18 protein-coding genes and 2 pseudogenes are annotated in these 17,562 nt (G+C 40.5%); 10 read left to right on the forward strand and 10 right to left on the reverse strand.

What is annotated here, in order from left to right; all coding sequences use genetic code 11:
- Nucleotides 1–260: 260 nt before the first annotated feature.
- Nucleotides 261–629 carry an STAS domain-containing protein gene (locus HWQ40_RS23640; RefSeq protein WP_094351701.1) on the forward strand — a complete coding sequence of 123 codons (369 nt, stop codon included), beginning with the start codon at nucleotides 261–263 and terminating at the stop codon, nucleotides 627–629.
- A 55-nt stretch (nucleotides 630–684) separates the two neighbouring features.
- On the opposite strand, the gene HWQ40_RS23645 is transcribed toward HWQ40_RS23640, so the two are convergent.
- Entirely contained in the window at nucleotides 685–1,290 is a 606-nt protein-coding gene (locus HWQ40_RS23645) for a chromophore lyase CpcT/CpeT (RefSeq protein WP_292782547.1), read from the reverse strand.
- A gap of 209 nt (nucleotides 1,291–1,499) precedes the next feature.
- Between HWQ40_RS23645 and psb29 the strand changes: the two genes are divergently transcribed.
- Nucleotides 1,500–2,207, forward strand: coding sequence for a photosystem II biogenesis protein Psp29 (psb29, locus tag HWQ40_RS23650; RefSeq protein ID WP_292782549.1), 708 nt, complete (start codon nucleotides 1,500–1,502; stop codon nucleotides 2,205–2,207).
- Nucleotides 2,208–2,289: 82 nt separating this feature from the next.
- Here the strand turns inward: psb29 and HWQ40_RS23655 are convergent, their stop codons facing one another.
- From HWQ40_RS23655 to HWQ40_RS23665, 3 genes are all read right to left on the reverse strand, one after another.
- Complete coding sequence (locus tag HWQ40_RS23655) at nucleotides 2,290–2,652, reverse strand: phage holin family protein (protein WP_292782552.1); 363 nt, start codon at nucleotides 2,650–2,652, stop codon at nucleotides 2,290–2,292.
- Nucleotides 2,653–2,981: 329 nt separating this feature from the next.
- Complete coding sequence (locus HWQ40_RS23660; RefSeq protein ID WP_292782554.1) at nucleotides 2,982–3,674, reverse strand: biopolymer transporter ExbD; 693 nt, start codon at nucleotides 3,672–3,674, stop codon at nucleotides 2,982–2,984.
- Nucleotides 3,675–3,716: 42 nt separating this feature from the next.
- The gene (locus HWQ40_RS23665) at nucleotides 3,717–4,445 is read right to left on the reverse strand and encodes a MotA/TolQ/ExbB proton channel family protein (RefSeq protein WP_292782556.1); all 729 of its coding nucleotides are present in this window, start codon (nucleotides 4,443–4,445) and stop codon (nucleotides 3,717–3,719) included.
- A gap of 400 nt (nucleotides 4,446–4,845) precedes the next feature.
- On the opposite strand from HWQ40_RS23665, the gene trmB reads away from it, so the two are divergent.
- From trmB to HWQ40_RS23695, 6 genes and pseudogenes are all read left to right on the forward strand, one after another.
- Nucleotides 4,846–5,514 carry a tRNA (guanosine(46)-N7)-methyltransferase TrmB gene (gene trmB / locus HWQ40_RS23670; RefSeq protein ID WP_292782558.1) on the forward strand — a complete coding sequence of 223 codons (669 nt, stop codon included), beginning with the start codon at nucleotides 4,846–4,848 and terminating at the stop codon, nucleotides 5,512–5,514.
- A 420-nt stretch (nucleotides 5,515–5,934) separates the two neighbouring features.
- Nucleotides 5,935–6,210, forward strand: a complete 276-nt coding sequence (locus tag HWQ40_RS23675; RefSeq protein WP_292782561.1) for a hypothetical protein — start codon at nucleotides 5,935–5,937, stop codon at nucleotides 6,208–6,210.
- Nucleotides 6,211–6,337: 127 nt separating this feature from the next.
- Complete coding sequence (locus HWQ40_RS23680) at nucleotides 6,338–6,775, forward strand: nitrogen fixation protein (protein ID WP_292782564.1); 438 nt, start codon at nucleotides 6,338–6,340, stop codon at nucleotides 6,773–6,775.
- Nucleotides 6,776–6,817: 42 nt separating this feature from the next.
- Nucleotides 6,818–7,042: a hypothetical protein gene (locus HWQ40_RS23685; RefSeq protein ID WP_292782566.1), complete on the forward strand. Its 225-nt coding sequence runs from the start codon at nucleotides 6,818–6,820 to the stop codon at nucleotides 7,040–7,042.
- 170 nt (nucleotides 7,043–7,212) lie between these two features.
- Nucleotides 7,213–7,437: pseudogene (locus tag HWQ40_RS23690) on the forward strand (aminoglycoside phosphotransferase family protein); the annotation flags it as partial.
- Nucleotides 7,436–7,912 (forward strand): annotated as a pseudogene (locus HWQ40_RS23695) (T3SS effector HopA1 family protein); the annotation flags it as partial. The pseudogenes HWQ40_RS23690 and HWQ40_RS23695, both read left to right, overlap by 2 nt.
- A gap of 5 nt (nucleotides 7,913–7,917) precedes the next feature.
- Here the strand turns inward: HWQ40_RS23695 and HWQ40_RS23700 are convergent.
- Nucleotides 7,918–8,067: a hypothetical protein gene (locus HWQ40_RS23700; RefSeq protein ID WP_292782568.1), complete on the reverse strand. Its 150-nt coding sequence runs from the start codon at nucleotides 8,065–8,067 to the stop codon at nucleotides 7,918–7,920.
- A gap of 599 nt (nucleotides 8,068–8,666) precedes the next feature.
- On the opposite strand from HWQ40_RS23700, the gene HWQ40_RS23705 reads away from it, so the two are divergent.
- Nucleotides 8,667–8,834: a hypothetical protein gene (locus tag HWQ40_RS23705; RefSeq protein ID WP_292782570.1), complete on the forward strand. Its 168-nt coding sequence runs from the start codon at nucleotides 8,667–8,669 to the stop codon at nucleotides 8,832–8,834.
- Nucleotides 8,835–8,915: 81 nt separating this feature from the next.
- The gene (locus tag HWQ40_RS23710; protein WP_292782573.1) at nucleotides 8,916–9,059 is read left to right on the forward strand and encodes a hypothetical protein; all 144 of its coding nucleotides are present in this window, start codon (nucleotides 8,916–8,918) and stop codon (nucleotides 9,057–9,059) included.
- 414 nt (nucleotides 9,060–9,473) lie between these two features.
- Here HWQ40_RS23710 and HWQ40_RS23715 read toward each other — a convergent pair whose 3' ends face one another.
- The 5 genes from HWQ40_RS23715 to HWQ40_RS23735 form a co-directional block, all read right to left on the reverse strand.
- Nucleotides 9,474–10,199 (reverse strand): peptidylprolyl isomerase, encoded by a 726-nt coding sequence (locus HWQ40_RS23715; RefSeq protein WP_292782576.1) that lies wholly within the window; start codon nucleotides 10,197–10,199, stop codon nucleotides 9,474–9,476.
- Between the two features lie 120 nt (nucleotides 10,200–10,319).
- Complete coding sequence (locus tag HWQ40_RS23720) at nucleotides 10,320–11,843, reverse strand: HlyD family efflux transporter periplasmic adaptor subunit (RefSeq protein ID WP_292782578.1); 1,524 nt, start codon at nucleotides 11,841–11,843, stop codon at nucleotides 10,320–10,322.
- A 65-nt stretch (nucleotides 11,844–11,908) separates the two neighbouring features.
- Nucleotides 11,909–14,638 (reverse strand): peptidase domain-containing ABC transporter, encoded by a 2,730-nt coding sequence (locus HWQ40_RS23725; RefSeq protein WP_292782580.1) that lies wholly within the window; start codon nucleotides 14,636–14,638, stop codon nucleotides 11,909–11,911.
- Nucleotides 14,532–15,242, reverse strand: a complete 711-nt coding sequence (locus tag HWQ40_RS23730; protein ID WP_292782583.1) for a helix-turn-helix domain-containing protein — start codon at nucleotides 15,240–15,242, stop codon at nucleotides 14,532–14,534. The genes HWQ40_RS23725 and HWQ40_RS23730 overlap by 107 nt, the downstream gene beginning before the upstream one ends.
- A gap of 737 nt (nucleotides 15,243–15,979) precedes the next feature.
- Nucleotides 15,980–17,548, reverse strand: a complete 1,569-nt coding sequence (locus HWQ40_RS23735) for a phospholipid carrier-dependent glycosyltransferase (RefSeq protein WP_292782586.1) — start codon at nucleotides 17,546–17,548, stop codon at nucleotides 15,980–15,982.
- Nucleotides 17,549–17,562 lie beyond the last annotated feature (14 nt).

Below are 17,562 nucleotides of genomic sequence, written 5' to 3' on the forward strand. Positions count from 1 at the left end.
GAGTTAGGAGTTAGGAGTTAGGAGTTAGGAGTTAGGAGTTAGGAGTTAGGAGTTATAAGAAAGTGATCTTCCCCTGCTGTCTCATTTCCCTCATCTCCCCACTCCCTACTCCCCATTATTTTGGTGAGTTATAACTACTAAAGTTAAGCACTTAGCCGAAAAAGGTGACAAATTTAGCTATAGCTTGTTAATCTCAAGTGACAGCATTAGAAAATTCTGTCACTAGTTAATCTTAAAAGGAATGCACGGGGAGGGCTTTAGTGATTCATATAGACCAAAAAACCTATACAACCCAAGACGGAAACACTGTTATCGTCTTGACACCATCAGGCCGTCTGGATATCACCACTGCTTGGCAATTTCGCCTGAAGTTACAAGAGTGTATTTCCAAACTCAGTCGCCATGTAGTTGTAAATCTGGCTCAGGTAAATTTTATTGATAGTTCTGGTCTTACATCTTTGGTAGCTGGAATGCGTGATGCTGATAAAGTCAAGGGCAGTTTCCGCATCTGTAATGTACATCCAGAAGCCAAACTCGTGTTTGAAGTGACGATGATGGATACTGTTTTTGAAATCTTTGAAACAGAAGAGGAAGCTTTAGAAGGTGTACCTCGTAGCATTGCCAGCTAAAAAAGAGTTAAGAGTGAGGAGTTAGGAGTGAGGAGTTAATTGATAACTCATAACTTTATCTTATTGAATACTGATTTCGCTTGGTGTAGCGATAAGGCCCCATAATCGCTCCCCAGGTTGCTTTTCCAGTTGCGGGATCAATTCCTTTGTCGTAGCTGTGAAATTCTGTCGCTGTAGCTGCAAAACCTAAAGAAACATAGATGCTATTGCCAAGATAAGTAAAGCTACAACGAGTCTCTGGTAGTGGGGTAGCGGTAAACTTATAGCGATCGCCAGCTAGTTTCTCCTGAGTAACTGTTAGCATACAACCTGGTAGTAAATCTAATTGTTCGGATGTCAGTGTGTTTAGTAGAGCAGGGTTATTACCTGCGCCTTTTAATGCACCTGGATCTTGAGGCATATAATATTGTACTTCCACAGTTGCGTCAGAGTCGCTGCTTTGACGCAACCGGATAATTCGCTGGCGGTAAGGTTGATCTAGGGTAATAACATTAGCCTGTTCGGCAAATAAGGTGATGCTATCTTCTATGAACAGATTAACTGGTCTTTGCCACAGGCACAGGTGTACATACCAAACTGGTTCTGCTATGGCTTGTTCCCGATTATCAAATTCACCAGCTAGGTACTCACCTAAAGCAATTAACTGTGGCGACAAGTTCATAATTACAATAAATAAATCATTAAGGATAATAATTTTTGGCTAGTTTTTGAGGAGAAAAGGTCTTATTTGCTGTAGTTACCAGCTTATAAAATACTTCTGATGTGTATATATTGTAAATGAAACCGTCACCCCCTAAAACCTCAACTTGGCAAAGTAGCCTTTAAGCGAGAAAATAAAGATACGTCGCCCTTAACATTTCTTTTTTCTTTGTGAATAACGTCCGTACAGTCTCTGATACAAAGCGAACTTTCTACAATCTTCACACCCGTCCGATCAACACTATTTATCGTCGGGTAGTAGAAGAATTGATGGTGGAAATGCATCTGCTGTCAGTAAATATCGATTTTAGCTACAATCCAATTTATGCCTTGGGTGTCGTCACTACTTTTGATCGCTTCATGGAAGGCTATCAACCAGAACGGGATCAAGAATCAATTTTTAACGCCTTATGTAAGGCTATAGAACAAGATCCCCAACGCTATCGACAGGATGCGCAAAGATTGCAAACTGTAGCTAAAGGTTTGCAAGTTAAAGATTTAATTGCGTGGCTAGGCCAAACTAGTTACTTAGATCGAGATGCTGACTTGCAAGCAAACCTGCAAGCGATCGCCAATAATCCTAACTTTAAATACAACCGTTTGTTCGCAATTGGTGTATTTTCGTTATTAGAACAGTCAGATCCCGAATTAGTCAAAGACGAAAAGCAACTCACTGAGGCGCTGAAAGCGATCGCTGCTGGCTTGCATCTTTCTGATGACAAACTCAACAAGGATTTGGAGTTATACCGTTCTAACCTAGACAAAATGGCGCAAGCGCTAGTGGTGATGGCAGATATACTCTCAGCCGATCGCAAAAAACGCGAGCAACGTAAACAACAATCAACTACCCCAGTTGCTCCCCCAAGTTCCAACGAATAGTTAGAATTTGGCAGTGATGAGTTAGGAGTTATGAGTGAGGAATTGTTAATAACTCCTAACTCCTAACTCCTAACTCTTAGCTTTAGACGCCCAATATTTTGTAGATTAAGCTGTTAATTATAGTCAGTGTAAATGCACCAATAACAGCACTCCAAATCCCGTAACGCAAGCGAAAGCCCTCTACTAACCAAGCCGCAATACTAAAACAAACCACAGCAATCATAAATGTGAAAATGCTGGATAATAAGTCCAATGTGAGTAGATTTGGTACTGCAAAAATGAGGCTTAAAATCGGTCTGACTATTGCTGTCACAATACCAAGCACTGCGGCAGAAAGAAACGCTTTACCAGGAGTATCAATTTCAACTCCCAAAGGCAACTTACTAATTATCAACAAGCTGATAGCTGTTACGACCCAAACAATTAAAAGCGTCACGATATTCATGCCACAACCCCTGATACTAATTAGTAATTTGTAATTAGGACACACTGAAAGACGCTTGATAGAAGCGCTTTTCAATCTGTTAACCTATTTGGACATCCTTTCCCAATTTGGTATGAAATGTGGATGGTAATTGGTGATGAATTGCTCAGTCTATAGGTGGAAAAATCTTTAAAGCTCAACCAATTATTTGTAAATTAGCAGTTTTTTTTTATCTAGCCGAGATTTGTTATAGATATCTTTAGGTTTCGCAAAAGGCTTGAAGAGGGAATGGGGAGTAATGAGTGGAAGACAAGGAGAATAACCCATTCCCAATTCCCCATTCCCCTATCTCATCTTTTAAGAGGAGGTTGGGTTTGTTTGGGTGCTAAAGGCGCTTGAGGCGCTGGTGAGTTAGGAACCACGGGAGAAATACCAGGATTGATAGGATTGATGCCTTGCCCAGTTGGAGGCTGAGTGATGCTAGGAAAAGGTACAGAATTAGGTGCTAAGGGGAATTTTGGGGTAATATTCCCTTCAGGATTGATGCCTGGAACTGGTGCAGCACCAGGATTGATTGGGAAAGAGGGGACAGTAGGCAGGTTAGGTGAGTTTATGGATGGTTGAGATGGGCCAGGAATAATTCCCAAAGAAACGCGATCGCCCCCTACTTGTCGTAGCAAGTCTAATGTCTCAATCACATCATTGTAAGTTGCGGTGCGCGAAGCATTCAGCACGACAACCGCACTGGGGTTGGCTTGCAGATACTGTTTTAAGCTCTGTCTCAAATCTTCCTGTTTTACAGGCTGTTTTTCTATGTAAGTATTGCCAACGGCATCGATGGTCACAATCACACTTCCACTCTGTGACGTTATTCCAGAGACTGTACTGGGGCTGGCTTTAGGCAAATCAACATTTATTGCCTGTTGCCGTGTAAATTGTAAAGCCGCTAATAAAAAAAATGTCAGTATACAAAAAACGACATCAATTAAAGGGATGATTTGAATTTGGACTTCTTCAATTGGAGTATGTAGATTAACTTTCATGTCTCACTCTCAAGCCTGGTTTGGGGGTTGAATTATTGATTATTAATTAGGTGTATTCGGGGGTTCAGGAGGTTCAGAAACTTTAGTCTTTCCTGGCTTGCGGGGTGGAGTGAAATTTTCTTGCACAATTGCTGATGTCCTATTGCTAAAGTCAGGAGGAGACTGGCGATAGAGCAATTCCATCTCATTCCCTGCCTTCCGAAAAACTTTGACTTGGTTGACTACAAAACTTTGAAATAGGCGGTAAAATACCAAACTAATGATGGCAACTATTAGCCCACTTGCCGTACTAATTAAGGATTCACCAATACCAGTAGTCACCCCAGCAGTAGATTCAGTTCCCAAATCGCCAATCCGAATTGAGCGCAGAGAGTGGATTAAACCCAAAACTGTTCCCAACAATCCTAGCAACGGCGCTAGGGCAATCACGGCTTCTAAAAGTTTTTCGCCCCTTCGCATCCCAGCTAATTCGTCTTCTGCCGTAGCCTCCAGTGCTAGTCGAAAGGTTTCCGCATCACTTTTGGCAAAACGTAGAGGGGCGTAGAGAAAACGCCCGACAGGCTGATGGCTGGCTTGTTTTGCGATGTCCGCAGCTAGTTCCCAATTATCCTGGGCAGCATCCAGGATGCGATCAACTATTTGCTTTTCCTGAGTCAAAATTCGCAGCCAGAACCACAAACGCTCGAAAATCACACTCAAAGCCAGAATCGACAGAACTAGCAATGGCCACATCGCTGGCCCACCCTTGTAAAACAAATCTAAAATATCCACTGTTTAAGTTTCCTCCCTCCACGACTAAAGCAAATGTGTTAAGGCATTTTAATTCTAGAGATTAATGCAAAATGAGGGACTTCCAAAATATAAATTTCTCGAAAACCTAAAAAAACAGTGTGAGTATGACGTATTTGACTAAAACTGCTTTACAAACTTGCTGCTGGGTAAGCAATTGAATCATAGACCGATAATTTTTGGCATACTTTTGCTAGACTTCCTTGTAATACCAATTTGAAAATAAGAATGCAATACATAGATAAGACCCCACCAAACCCTCCCCAAGGCTTCAGGGAGGGTGCGTGTCAGTGAGGGTGGGGTGTTTGGTCGCAAACATTTTTTGAATTGATATAACCTAAAGTTTCACCACAGAATATTTTCACGTAAAGGAGAACAAATTTTGGCAGCAGTCCGAGTCCGCCAGCATGTTAATCCACTTGGTAAAAAGTATCAAACACCAGCAAGTCCCCAAGACTTAGAAAAAATTTATGCAAAGCCAAATCAACCACTACATTTAGATATTGGCTGTGCTAAGGGGCTGTTTTTGTTGAATATGTCCAAGATAGAACCTAACTGGAATTTTCTCGGCTTGGAAATTCGGGAACCGCTGGTGGTGGAGGCGAATAAGTTACGTTCTGAGCTAGGTTTAACAAACCTGCACTATTTATTTTGCAATGTGAATAACTCGCTGCGTAGGCATAGCCCGCCGCAGGCATCGCTTTTATCTTCCCTCCCTCCAGGAAGTTTACAACGCGTTACAATTCAATTCCCCGATCCTTGGTTTAAAACCCGCCATGCTAAACGTCGTGTAGTCCAACCAGAACTAGTGGCAGACTTAGCTAATTATCTCGCGGTTGGAGGATTGGTATTTCTGCAATCAGATATGGAATTTGTTGCTGTGGAAATGCGCGATCGCTTTGCTGCTAATTCAGCTTTTCAGAAAGTTGGTACAGAAGAATGGTTAGCCGAAAATCCGCTACCAATCCCCACAGAACGAGAAATAGGTACGCAAAAAAAGGGTGAACCTGTTTATCGAGCTTTGTTTGAAAGGGTGAAGAGTACTGACTAGAGATGTTAAAATATCAATTTTGTCCCACAATTCCGAATTGCAAGTTTTATTGATTAGCCTTAAGACTATTTAGTAATCTAGACTTAAGCCTTACTTGTTATCTTGTCGTTAGATATTGCCCATCATTTGGAAAAGTTTTGGGGACATAAATATTTTATTAAAGGTTCAAATTTTATTGAAATACTATCTAGATAATTGGTGCAAAAGTTTGTTTATACCTAGAGGAATTGATAAATAAATAGTTTTAAGTGAAAGGAGCGATTTATTAGTTTGTGACATAAAAGTTTTATTTAGGTCTAGTAAAAAGTTGTAAAACATAGTTAAATCATTTTCCTCATCCCTAGAATATAGAAAGATTAGGTAATTACACTACTTAGTGATTAAGCCTATATCTAGTTATATATTCTGAGGAAAAGTAAAATGGAAAGGAATAAAAAGAATTCAGATATTAAATTGGACATTAGCAACCTGATTGATAATGCTGTTAACAATGCTGTAGCACGACGGAATCTAGCTGAGGATTCAGAAGATGCTTTACTAACTCTGTCTGATGAAGAAATGGCAAACGTTGCAGGTGGTTTAGCAACTGCTTCTCTTCTGAAAGGGCCGACCATTGCAGGTGGTATTTTTGTGAAAGAACCGATTACTTGTGGAATAATTGCACAAAATCCGAACTTGAGCGCACAAGCCTTTTAAGTTGCTAGTAACTATTAAACTCTTGGACATTTAATTTGCTTATTTAGGTTGATGGAGAGGAGTTTGACCCGAAATTATCTGTCAATCTCCATCAGCTTAAAAATACAATTCACTATAGGTTCAATTTATGGAAGACATCGCTACCGAAAAGACTACACTTTGCCCTAGTGCAAGACCAGAATGGCAGGACAGTGTTGTTTTCGGCGTCGTTGGTGGTACAGTCACAGAACCCCGCGTAGCTTATCTTAAGCACCCCCAAGCTGTCACAGATGAACTGATAGCAAAGGCTAGTCCAGTAACACCCACTGAAATTTTTCGGACGGCTGCACCCTGTGCAACTAAGGGTTGTCAACATTTTGATGGTAAAGATTGTCGTTTAGCAATGCGAGTTGTAGAAAATTTGCCGACGGTAGTAGAGGATCTACCACCTTGTTCCATACGCCGAGATTGCCGATGGTGGGAGCAGGAAGGCAAGGCAGCTTGTATGCGTTGTCCACAAGTTATTACAGATAACTACAATCCCTCTGAATTACTACTTAAAGTGGCGACACCGACTGTTAGTTAAGCAAAGCTACAAAGTTTATTGAAGTAATTTAAGGAGAATATCATGTCAATGAACATTCATCAGAAATATCTCACAAGTCAAATTGAAATTACGAACTTGATTGAAGAAGCTGTTGTGAATGCATCAGCAAGACGAAAACAAGGTTTAGATGCACAAGAGCCGCTATCAGAATTGTCTGAAGAAGAACAGAAAAACATTACGGGTAGTGGAGTAGCAACAAATGTGAGAGATGCGATAATTTTATTAGGCGGCTATCTACTGGGTTAGTACTGCTGCGCGTAATTTGTAATTTATATACCGCAGACATTTGATTAATTTGGAATGGATGGTTTATTTTCAATGTGCGCTACTAGTTTTAATAATCCTTGCAAAACAGCCTGTGGTAGTAACTCAACTACCACAGTTTTCTATACATCAAAATTGTTTGATATATTAAAAAGTTATGACAAGAAATTTTTGGGCTAGTTCCTGGGGATGGGTTAAAGTTTTTTGCTCTATATCAACATTATGATAGCTTGGGGCAGGCGAGCGCCCAATTGGGTAATGCTGTAATGCCCTCTTGTCTCACCCACAATGATTTGAAACTAAATAATATTCTCCTGTACAAAGATTGGCAGGATTCCAGTAACAATATTGTCCGGCTAATTGATTGGGAACGCTCGAATTTATATGAATGTAACTCCTGAAGGTGCTGTGGCGGTGATGGGAAGTTTAACAAAAGGACTGAATGAGTTAGCAATTCCTTTCAGTTTCAAGGTTTTGTATAACCCCAAAGAATACTAACGCTACGATTCAGGTGTGCTTTACTTTGACAAGAGAGACTATGAAGTTGTTAAGCAAGTTTTAAAAACTGTTTATCAAGAACACAAATTGCATTTTAAGTCAGAAATTCCTTTATTTACCAAACAACTAGCACTAGGGTTGGGGTTGGCAGAAGAACCAGACCAAAAATTTGCTGTTCAAGAAAGTTTTGGCATGAATCGCTGTCAGATTGTGGCGAATGGGTCACTGGAAGCTTGGCAGCAAGGAGATGACTCGCTAGAGGCAAGAATGCAGACTATCCTTGGGCAATTTTCTCGTTTAGGGATTGACTTGCAGCGCCCTTATCTTAATGCTAATTCAAAGAATATTTATTAGTAATTCTATTGATTAAGCAGGATTGTTTCTTTGGTATTAGGAACTGCGATCGCATCACGTAGGCAGTTGAGCTTTGCTTCTTGTTCTGGAGTGATGTTGAAGTTCTGTCGCTTGGTTTCTACGGTTTCTGGATTAGATGATATCGGCGTGGTCATGTTACCTCATAACTAGGAATCAGCTTGGTAAGTACAATATGAGTATATCAGACTCATTAAATTGATATAATTGATGCGAGCTTGATGCGCTCGCATTTTTGGTAATCCAACCATTTAATATCTGTAGATCAGCGTAGAGTTTGGATGCCAACGTAGAGGCTGTGGAAAGCGATCGCGCAGTTTGCAGTACGTCTCACCTGAGTGAGACTGTAGCCAATAGCATGGGTCTTCCTGCTACTGCCACAATGAAATAGCCTTAAATTTTTATCGTTCAGTCTAAGAGAATTCTTGGGCTGATTTTCTATTGCTTTTTATAATTTTTATAAATGAAGTAAGCAAGAAAGAAAAAGGACATAAATATTTTATCTATATCATCAAAAATTAAATAATTTATTTAAATAAATATAATATTTTTATTTTTTGAAAGATAACATATAAAAGTTGATAATAAACAAACATTTAACTGCATTATTTATGGCACCTTATTTAATGATATAAACCTTGAAATACTAAATGAAATAACAGATTATGGTAATGGGATAAGGCAATTAAAATCTTAATCTCAAACGAAATAAACTTAGTTGGTAGGAGATTTCTAAATGAGTAGTATTACAGTTTCCGATCTACACTCTACCGATATTAGCCTGTTCGGTAATTCTGAAAGCTTCTTGAAGGACTTGTCTTATAAAGACTCCAATGAAGTGTATGGTGGCAGTGCTGCTTACGCACTTGGTTACGCAATCGGTTGGCTCATTGGTCATCTTTAGTCTTTCCAATTAGCTTAATAATGATCTAAGGTTAACTGTAAGTTGTCAATAGTTTCAATTAGCTTAAAAGGTAATTAGATTATGAAAGCGACGATCCAAATTGGAGACATTGATTCAGGCTATTTAGCCGAGCTAACTAACGAAGAAGCGAGTCAATTATTTGGCTCAGGCTGGTGGGCAGATTTTTGGCGAGGTGTACATGATGGTTTGGCAGATTCCCGCTAAAATTGTGGATACTGGTATTCTACATTAAACTAGATAGATAAGAGGAGAATACAATATTTTGTTCTTCTCTTTTTTTTATTAAAACTTCAGCGATTCAAAGCCTGATTCCAACCAAAAAAATTTTGCTTAGGAGTACATTTAAAAATGGTTAACATTGCAATATCTGACCTACGTGCCATCGGTACTAACTTGTCCCTGGATTCTAAAATGCTTCTCAATGACTTAACGGAGCAGGAAATAGTAAATGTCTAGGGTGGCTTGCATATCCATATCGAAATTGGGGGGGGTAGTACTACTTTGCATTGGGGGTAAGCACTAGTTATAAACACATGAAATTTCTATAAATTCTAACTATTAGAAGTAATGTTTAGACGGTAGCCCAAGGTGATAAGTCTTGGGCTGCTTGTTAAAAGTCTATTTTATTTCAACTTGAGTAATTTGTTGCTTTAGCCATTCCTGGAACAAATCTAAGCCAATTTTATGGCGTAGTACATTATCCAATTGAGGTTGAATAATTTCCTCTACCAAAATCAGATGTACTCCCGAAGATGTAACTATAGGTTTGAGAAGTTGGGGAGGCTTTGCAGCAAAAACAGCAGCACAAATTTCCGGCTTTATATTTTTGCGATGCACTATCCCCCGATATCCTCCTTTGCGACGTAATTCCGTATCCTGGATGTATTTGTGAGCAACATCATAAAAACTTATCTCACCTTCCTTAATGGCATAGAAGAGTTCTATTGCCAAGTCTTGATCATCCAGAACAACCTCATACATGACCACAGCAGTATAATCTAGTTGATTTTCAAAGAAATAGGGTTCAACTTTATCTGCAAACAGATGAGCAGCTAACTTCCCAGAAATGACGGTGCTGTAGACAATTTCTTCATAATCATCTATACAAAGACCATGTTTTTCTAACCACGCCCAGGTATCATTAGCACTATTTAGTTTGTTCATTATCCGCATTTGGTCTGCTGCTTTTTGCAATTCTTCAGTCTCTACTTTTATACCTGCTTCGGCTGCGGCATTTGCAATAACCTTACGGGTAACAATCCCCTCAATGAACTCAGGAACTTTGCAAGATAGCTTAACTTGAGAAAGAATATCTTCGTTGGTAATAGTGATAGTTCGTGACATGATCTTTTTCCTAAGTAGATAGACAACATTAAATGTTTTTCGCTGAGAGGGGAGCTTTCCGCCTCCTTTGCTTACTTGTAAGGTGGTTAAGTTTAGGAATGTATAAGTGGCGCGAAATTACTACAATTTCACACCGCCCTGCTGCAACTTCTTAAATGGATCAAGCAGAAAATCAATAATCCGACGCTGGCGCACAATTACCTCAGCTGTCGCTGTATCTCCAGGACGCAAGGCAATACATTTGTTAGCCGAGGGAATACAATTTTGTTTTAGGGCAATTTCTAAGTCATAAGCTGCCACCTTCCCATTAGATGTATCCATTTCTATCGTAGTAGGAGAAATATCTAATAATTCTCCTTCCACTATTCCATAATCCTGAAATGGATAAGCATCAAACTTTAACTTGACTGGCAATCCTCTTCGCAAAAAACCACTCTCAGTTGTCGCCATTTGCGCCCGAATTATTAAAGGCGAACCTTGGGGTGCAATTTCCGCAATCATTCCTCCAGGTTGCACTACAGACCCAGCCCTTTGTATTGGTAACTGAAACACTCTACCATTCACGGTGGCTCTTAACTCTCGTTGTCCTAACTGAAACTTTAACGAGACAATCTGACTCTTACTTTGAGCAATTTCTGCCTGAAGCGTAGTAATGTCTGTCTCCAAATTCTTCTGTTGCTCGTCGATTTTTAACAGAGCCAGTTTGCTGGAACGAGTTAAGGTCTGATAACTCCTTTCCTGTTCTTTCAATCGCAACTGTGCCTGCTCAATATCTGCATTTGCTTGCCGAATAGTCCGCTCATAACTACTCTGTTGTTCTACCAAACGTAATTTAGCCTGCTGAATATCTGACTGATTTTGTTCGTACAACTGTTGTTTGTCTTTAGCTATATCTTGCTTCTGGACAACATTAATTTCTGGAACAACCCCTGACTGCCAAAGACTGCGATAGCGTTCAACTTCCCGCTCGGTACTCGCTAAACTACTGTTTACTAACTTATTAGCAGTTTGACTATGCTCAAGAGTTTGCCGTGCCTGATTGACTTGAGCTAATTTTTCGTCTTTTTGTAAATCATAGGAATTCCTCAGAGCATTCATATTCTGTCGCGCTTGATCAATTTGAGCCTGCTTTTCTAACTGTTGAGATTGGTTTTGTTGCTGTTGAGTTGTCAAAGATACAACTAACTGACTTTTAGATGAATTTAACTGAGAAAGGCGATTTAATTGTCCCTCCAATTTATCCTGTGCCTGCCGCATTTCCACCTTAACTAATTCCGATTCCAACACCAATAAAGTCTGCCCAGCTTTAACGGAATCACCTTCCTTTACCCGAATTTCGGCAACAGTACCTGCCACAGCAGCATCGAGTCTAACCGTCTTTCCCTTTGGCTCAAGCCGCCCTCTTGCCGTACCCGTTTCATCCACCTTAGATAGCATTGCCCAAGGTAAAATGATTGAGACAAACACCACCAAAAAATACAGCAATCCTCTTGTCCAAACCTGGGGCAAGCTATCAAGTAAATCCTTGGTTGCGTCAGCCCAATCATCAGTTGATATAGCTGGTGTTTGCTCCCTTAAAACTTCCCCGTGCTGTTCTACCTCATAGATTTGGGTTTTAACCCTTCCATTTAATGTGTTTGGCATGATTTTTCCTAATATCAATTTTGGATTTTGGGAGACAACAAAAGCTTCTTCCTTATGTTCTTTTTTCACCCCGCAACATCCATCTGCTGATGATTGAGATAAAAATAATGTCCCCGCTTGGCCATCAACTCTTGGTGAGTCCCACTCTCAATCAACACGCCGCGATCTAGCACTAAAATCAAATCTGCATTCCGCACAGTTGAAAGGCGATGGGCGATTACTAAAGTGGTTCTGTCTTTGAGAATTGTGTTTAAATTCGTCTGAATAATCCTTTCTGACTCTGCATCCAGATGGGAAGTTGCCTCATCCAAAATCAACAGCTTAGGATTGCCTAACAACGCTTTAGCGATCGCAATTCTTTGTCGCTGTCCTCCAGACAACATCCCCCCTCCTTCACCAATCTGGGTTTCATAACCCATAGGTAATTTTTTAATAAACTCATCGGCACCCGCCAATCGCGCCGCCTCAATAATCTCTGCTAAAGTTGCCCCAGGATGTGCCAAGCTAATATTTTCCCGAATCGTTCCGCCAAACAAAAAGGTATCTTGGTCAACTACCCCAACCTGCTCACGTAGAGAACGCAACGAAAGACTGCTAATATCCTGCTCATCAATCAACACTTTGCCATCTGTGGGGGGATATAACCCCAAAACTAGCTTAGAAATTGTGGTTTTACCCGAACCACTCCGTCCCACCAGAGCAACCATTTGTCCACTGTGTACTTCAAAACTGAGATTTTCTAAAACGTTGATATCACTTTCAGGGTGATAGCGAAACGTCACGTTGTCAAAGCGAATGTTACCTTGAATAGGTGGTAAAGATTGCCGTGCCTGATGCTGCAAATCCTCTTCTGGTTCCGCATCCAACACATCATTAATGCGTTCCACCGCAATCACCACTTCTTGCAATTGATTCCACAAAACTGTTAATCGTTGGAAGGGTCTAATAATATTTCCCAATAGCATATTAAATGCCACCAATTGCCCAATAGTTAGCTGGTTGTGAATCACTTGGTACGCCCCAAACCACAGCAATACGGTAGTTACCACTGCTTCAATTGTGTTGCTGAATATTTGCAGGCGATTGCTGATAATTTGCCCGGAAAAGTTAGTTTTTATTTCCTTACTTAATAACTCTTCCCAATGCCAACGAACTGTCTGTTCCACTGCTGTGGATTTAACTGTTCGCACACCAGAAAGGGCTTCAATCAGATAGCTACTTTCATTAGCAACAGCATTAAATATTTCTCTAGATATCTTTTGTAAAAAAGGTGTAGCAATCAATGCTAGCAGGAAAAAAGGCGGTATAATCACCAACACCAACAACGCCATTTTCCAACTGTACCAAAACATCAATCCTAAATAGATAAAGACAGTGACTAAATCTAGCAGGATGGACAACGCCTCACCAGAGAGGAAGCGTTGAATTTTGCGGTTTTCCTGTACACGAGAGATAATATCCCCCACATAACGGGACTCAAAGTAACTCAAAGGTAGCCGCAAGGTATGGCGAATAAATCCCACAATTAGTGCTAAATCGAGCTTATTCGCCGTGTGGTCTAACAGATATTGCCGCAACCCTGTCATCGCCACACGGAATAAACTAAAAATCAGTAACCCTAACCCCACTGCCGTTAAGGTTAGTTCAGAACGCTGCACCACTACGCGGTCTAAAATTAATTGGGTAAATAAGGGAGTAACAAGTCCAAATATCTGGATAAATAAGGAAGCAACAAACACTTCTAGCATTACTAAAGAGTGAGGCTTGATTAATTCAAAGAATTGCCAAAAGGGGGTAGAAGTCTCTTTAGTATCCTTGAGCATTGCTGTCGGTTGCAGCAGCAATGTGTAACCAGTCCAGTTGGCTTTAAATTCGGCGTGGCTAAGGGTGCGTTGACCAATGGCGGGGTCGGCGACAATGACGTGTTTGGGGGTAATTTCATAGACAACAATGTAGTGCTTACCTTCCCAGTGGGCGATCGCAGGCAATTTTTGCTTCGCTAATTGGTCAAGACTCGCTTTCACAGGCCGCGTGGCAAACCCAATACTTTCCGCTGCTGCCGATAACCCCCGCAGTGACGAGCCATTGCGGTCAACATTGGCGATATCCCGCAGGCGATTGACACTAAAGTTTTTCCCCCAATAGCGAGACACCATCACTAAACAAGCTGCACCGCAATCCGATCCACTCTGTTGGGCAAAAAACGGATAACGCCGAATCACACGCTGTAATAAATGCCCGACTCGCTGCGTGGAGTTGGGAAAATAGGCTTTGCTAATCTTTTTCTGGCGTGGCTCTATTGCTGGCGTTGACAAAATCTTTGTTTCATGCAGTGGTTTTGAGTCAGATGGCAATACTGGGGAATTATCGGAGTCCACCTGTTGGGGATTACAAGATAGCGCCTTAGCCCACAAATGCTCCCGAATTTGGGGATATCTAGCCATCAATGGCCATAACACTTCACCTGGAACAAAGCACAGTTGTAAGTTTACTGAAGCCCTGGCAGCGTAAGGTTTAAAGTCACCCTCCTTAAATAAGGTAAATTCCCCAAATGATTCACCTGCCTCTAAAGTGGCGATTAATTCATCGGCGCTATCCAGTAACCTTACTTTGCCTGCGATCGCAATATAAATTCCTGGTTGGACATCAGTTCCTTGCCAGAATTTGCCGACTTTCGGGTTAATAAATTTAACTTGTTGAAGATAGTGTTGAAATTCCTCTGTCGAAAGAGAATAACCCAGAGTATTGTTGAACTGTTCCAGAGAAATCAACTGAGCAGATATATCTTGCGCCATAAATGTCTGAATCCTTTCCTAATTTTGGAAAGTTAATAGAGAAAAATTCGGTATCATCTGGAATAGCTGCCGATTTGAGATCGCTAATCAAAATTTTGGGACTCTTAGTCTGCTCATTGCTGTTTCCTTCAGAATTGCTGGGTTTTGGTAGTGTGGATAATCCCATCTGTTTGAGCAGTCGCTTGATATGGCGATCGCTCACCTCAATCCCAAATTCTTTCGCTAGATGTTTCACCAGCCAGTTAGCTGTCCATCGCCTAAAAGCATAGCCATGCTCGCGAGGACTACTTTTAATCAGTTCTTTCAAACGTTCTAAATACTCGTCATTTATTGCCTTCGGGCGACCAATGGGGCAATCTTGCCATTGGTGCGCCATTCCTGTCCGGGCTATGTGCATCCAATGCCTTGCTGTTGCTGGGCAACACCCCAAAATTTGACAAATTTCAGTTTGGGTTTTTCCCTCATCTGCCAACAATATGATTTCAATACGTTGTCGGTAAGATTCAGGTAAACTTTTTTCCAAACTTGCTAACAGTAATTTACGCTGAAATGATGTTAAATACTTACTGTTAGTTACATTTATGTATCTTGTTTCAATTTTCATTTGACAGTCCGACATATACGTATAATTAACTAGATTTGTGGATAAACAAATGTCTTCTGAACGATGCATGATTTTGCAATATCTCTACTTATAGAGATATTGCAAAAGCTAATTTTTTTGCAACTGTAATACTTGTTACTATTTGTTTTTTATTTTATGCAAAAAATAATTAAGTTAAGTAATATGTTTTACAACTGTTTTTAAGTATCCCTTTTCTAAGCCTAGATTAGGCTACAAATCCAATTCGTAAATTCCGAAAATAGTCGTTAAATTTTAGTAAACTTTTTGTAAAAATAAATTTCTCGTGAGCAGAGAAAAAAGCTATAACAGAGTCGCCATTACCACAGATGAAAATTCGTTTGGGAGATCGTATACGTAACGGCCTGCTTGTGATTTGAAAAGTCTAACAGTAGCTAAAGTTACATAGCGATAAGAAATGTGAAACAGATCTGATTAAACAATTCTATATATGTGTAGCTATGTTAACAAACAGAATTCAGGAGTCAGGAGCCAGAATGGGCTAAACGCCCCGCTACCGCTAACAGAATTGAATTCTGTGTGACACTTCTCTACGAGAAACTTTGCGTAGCTTGCTTCCACGTTCGCGTAGCGTCCCGTAGGGAAGTGGTATGACAAGCTCAGTTACTACTGGCGGATAGTGCAGCGATCGCACCAGAGCAGCTTGATTCTGACCGGAGGCGGAGCGTCTCCGGCTCCGCTCCTGAATTCTTCTTTAATCAAATCCAAGAGTTGAACCACATTCGCAGCTTATAACCGTCAGGAGAGAGGGGTAAACCCAAATAAATAGGCATCCAGAAAATAAAAGCAGCCAGAATTATAAAAGTAATGGTGACACCTAGCACCCGGAGTTGTTGATAATAACTACAAAGACACCGATCAACAAACCAAGCGATCGCTAAAAATACAAACACTACTGCACACATATAGTGGTAGATAAAAACGCACCTTGTCACTTTCACCCAAGGTAATAAGTTAGCAGCATAATTTATAACTAAATATAAGGCAATCCAAGTATCAATACTCAGGGTTGCAGGCATAGAAAAACGCTTTTCTCTCACCCAAGGAATTACTGCTTGTAACACCAGCATCCCTACTAAAAACAACATGGCGGCGACACCAAACCACCACAAAAATGGATTGCCCATTGCATGGACATCATAAATAACTTGTCCAGCACCAGCAGGTAAAGGCGGGCCCATCACAGGTAACGGTTCAGTGATACTTTCAGCCGTTTGATAATAATATGCCATTGGTCGAGTCATCAAAGGCCATTTATACCAAGCAGCACAGTAAGGATGCACGTTAGGACTATTACCACCTAAATGTAAGTGAAACTTCAAAATTTGCTGATGTACTGCAATAAATCCATAAGTTTTATCTAGTTGAAGGTGAGGAATCCAGATGATGCTGTAGATAAAAGCTGGGATAATTCCTAGATAAAACAGCATCTGAAAAATATTGAGCTGAGTCAAGTTTTGTAGTGGTGTCTGAGATGAAGGGGATGAGGAAGATGAGGGAGAATAAGTACTAACCTCTGACTCCTGATTTCTGACTCCTGACTCCTGATTTCTGACTCCTGCCTCCTGCCTCCTGCCTCCTGCCTCCTTCAATGAAGAGGATCTAAAAAAGAATTTGAAGTTAGGAAAAGAATATGTTAAATGAATTACCCAAGCTGCTATCCAAATTAGATAAGCACCTGATAGGAACCATAAACCGTTCCACTTAGTACCGACTGAGGCACCAAAACCAATGCCAGCAAAAACTAACCAAAAAGAACGTTGCCGATTTTGGTTATCTAATGCCAATAATAAAAACCAGTGCCCTAATAAACCAAAAATGACGATATAAATATTACTTAAAGCATACCGAGACTCAACTAGAAAAATACCATCACAAGCTGTGAATAATCCTGCAAGTATTGCAAAGGTACGACGATAACTTAACTGATAAGCGATCGCAGCCACAACTACAGGAATAAATGAGCCAGTAAGGGCATTGAACCAACGATAAGTCCAAGGCGATCGCAATGAACCTGTCAGCCCATTTACCGTATCGTGCCAAAAAGGAATGTGACTGCCAATCCAAATGCCGATGCCAATCATATATTGACTCAGCGGTGGATGAGCATTAAAAAATGGCGTATGCGTAAGATAATTATTACCAAATTTGGCAAAGTAAACTTCATCAAATACCAGAGTGTTGAATCGCTCCAGTCCCCAAAACCGTAAGGCAAGTGAGAGAATAAATACACTCACCATCCCAATTCGGAACCACTTTTTAGTCATTTGTCATTAGTCAT

It is taken from the genome of Nostoc sp. NMS9, assembly GCF_017114995.1.
Taxonomy (GTDB): domain Bacteria; phylum Cyanobacteriota; class Cyanobacteriia; order Cyanobacteriales; family Nostocaceae; genus Nostoc.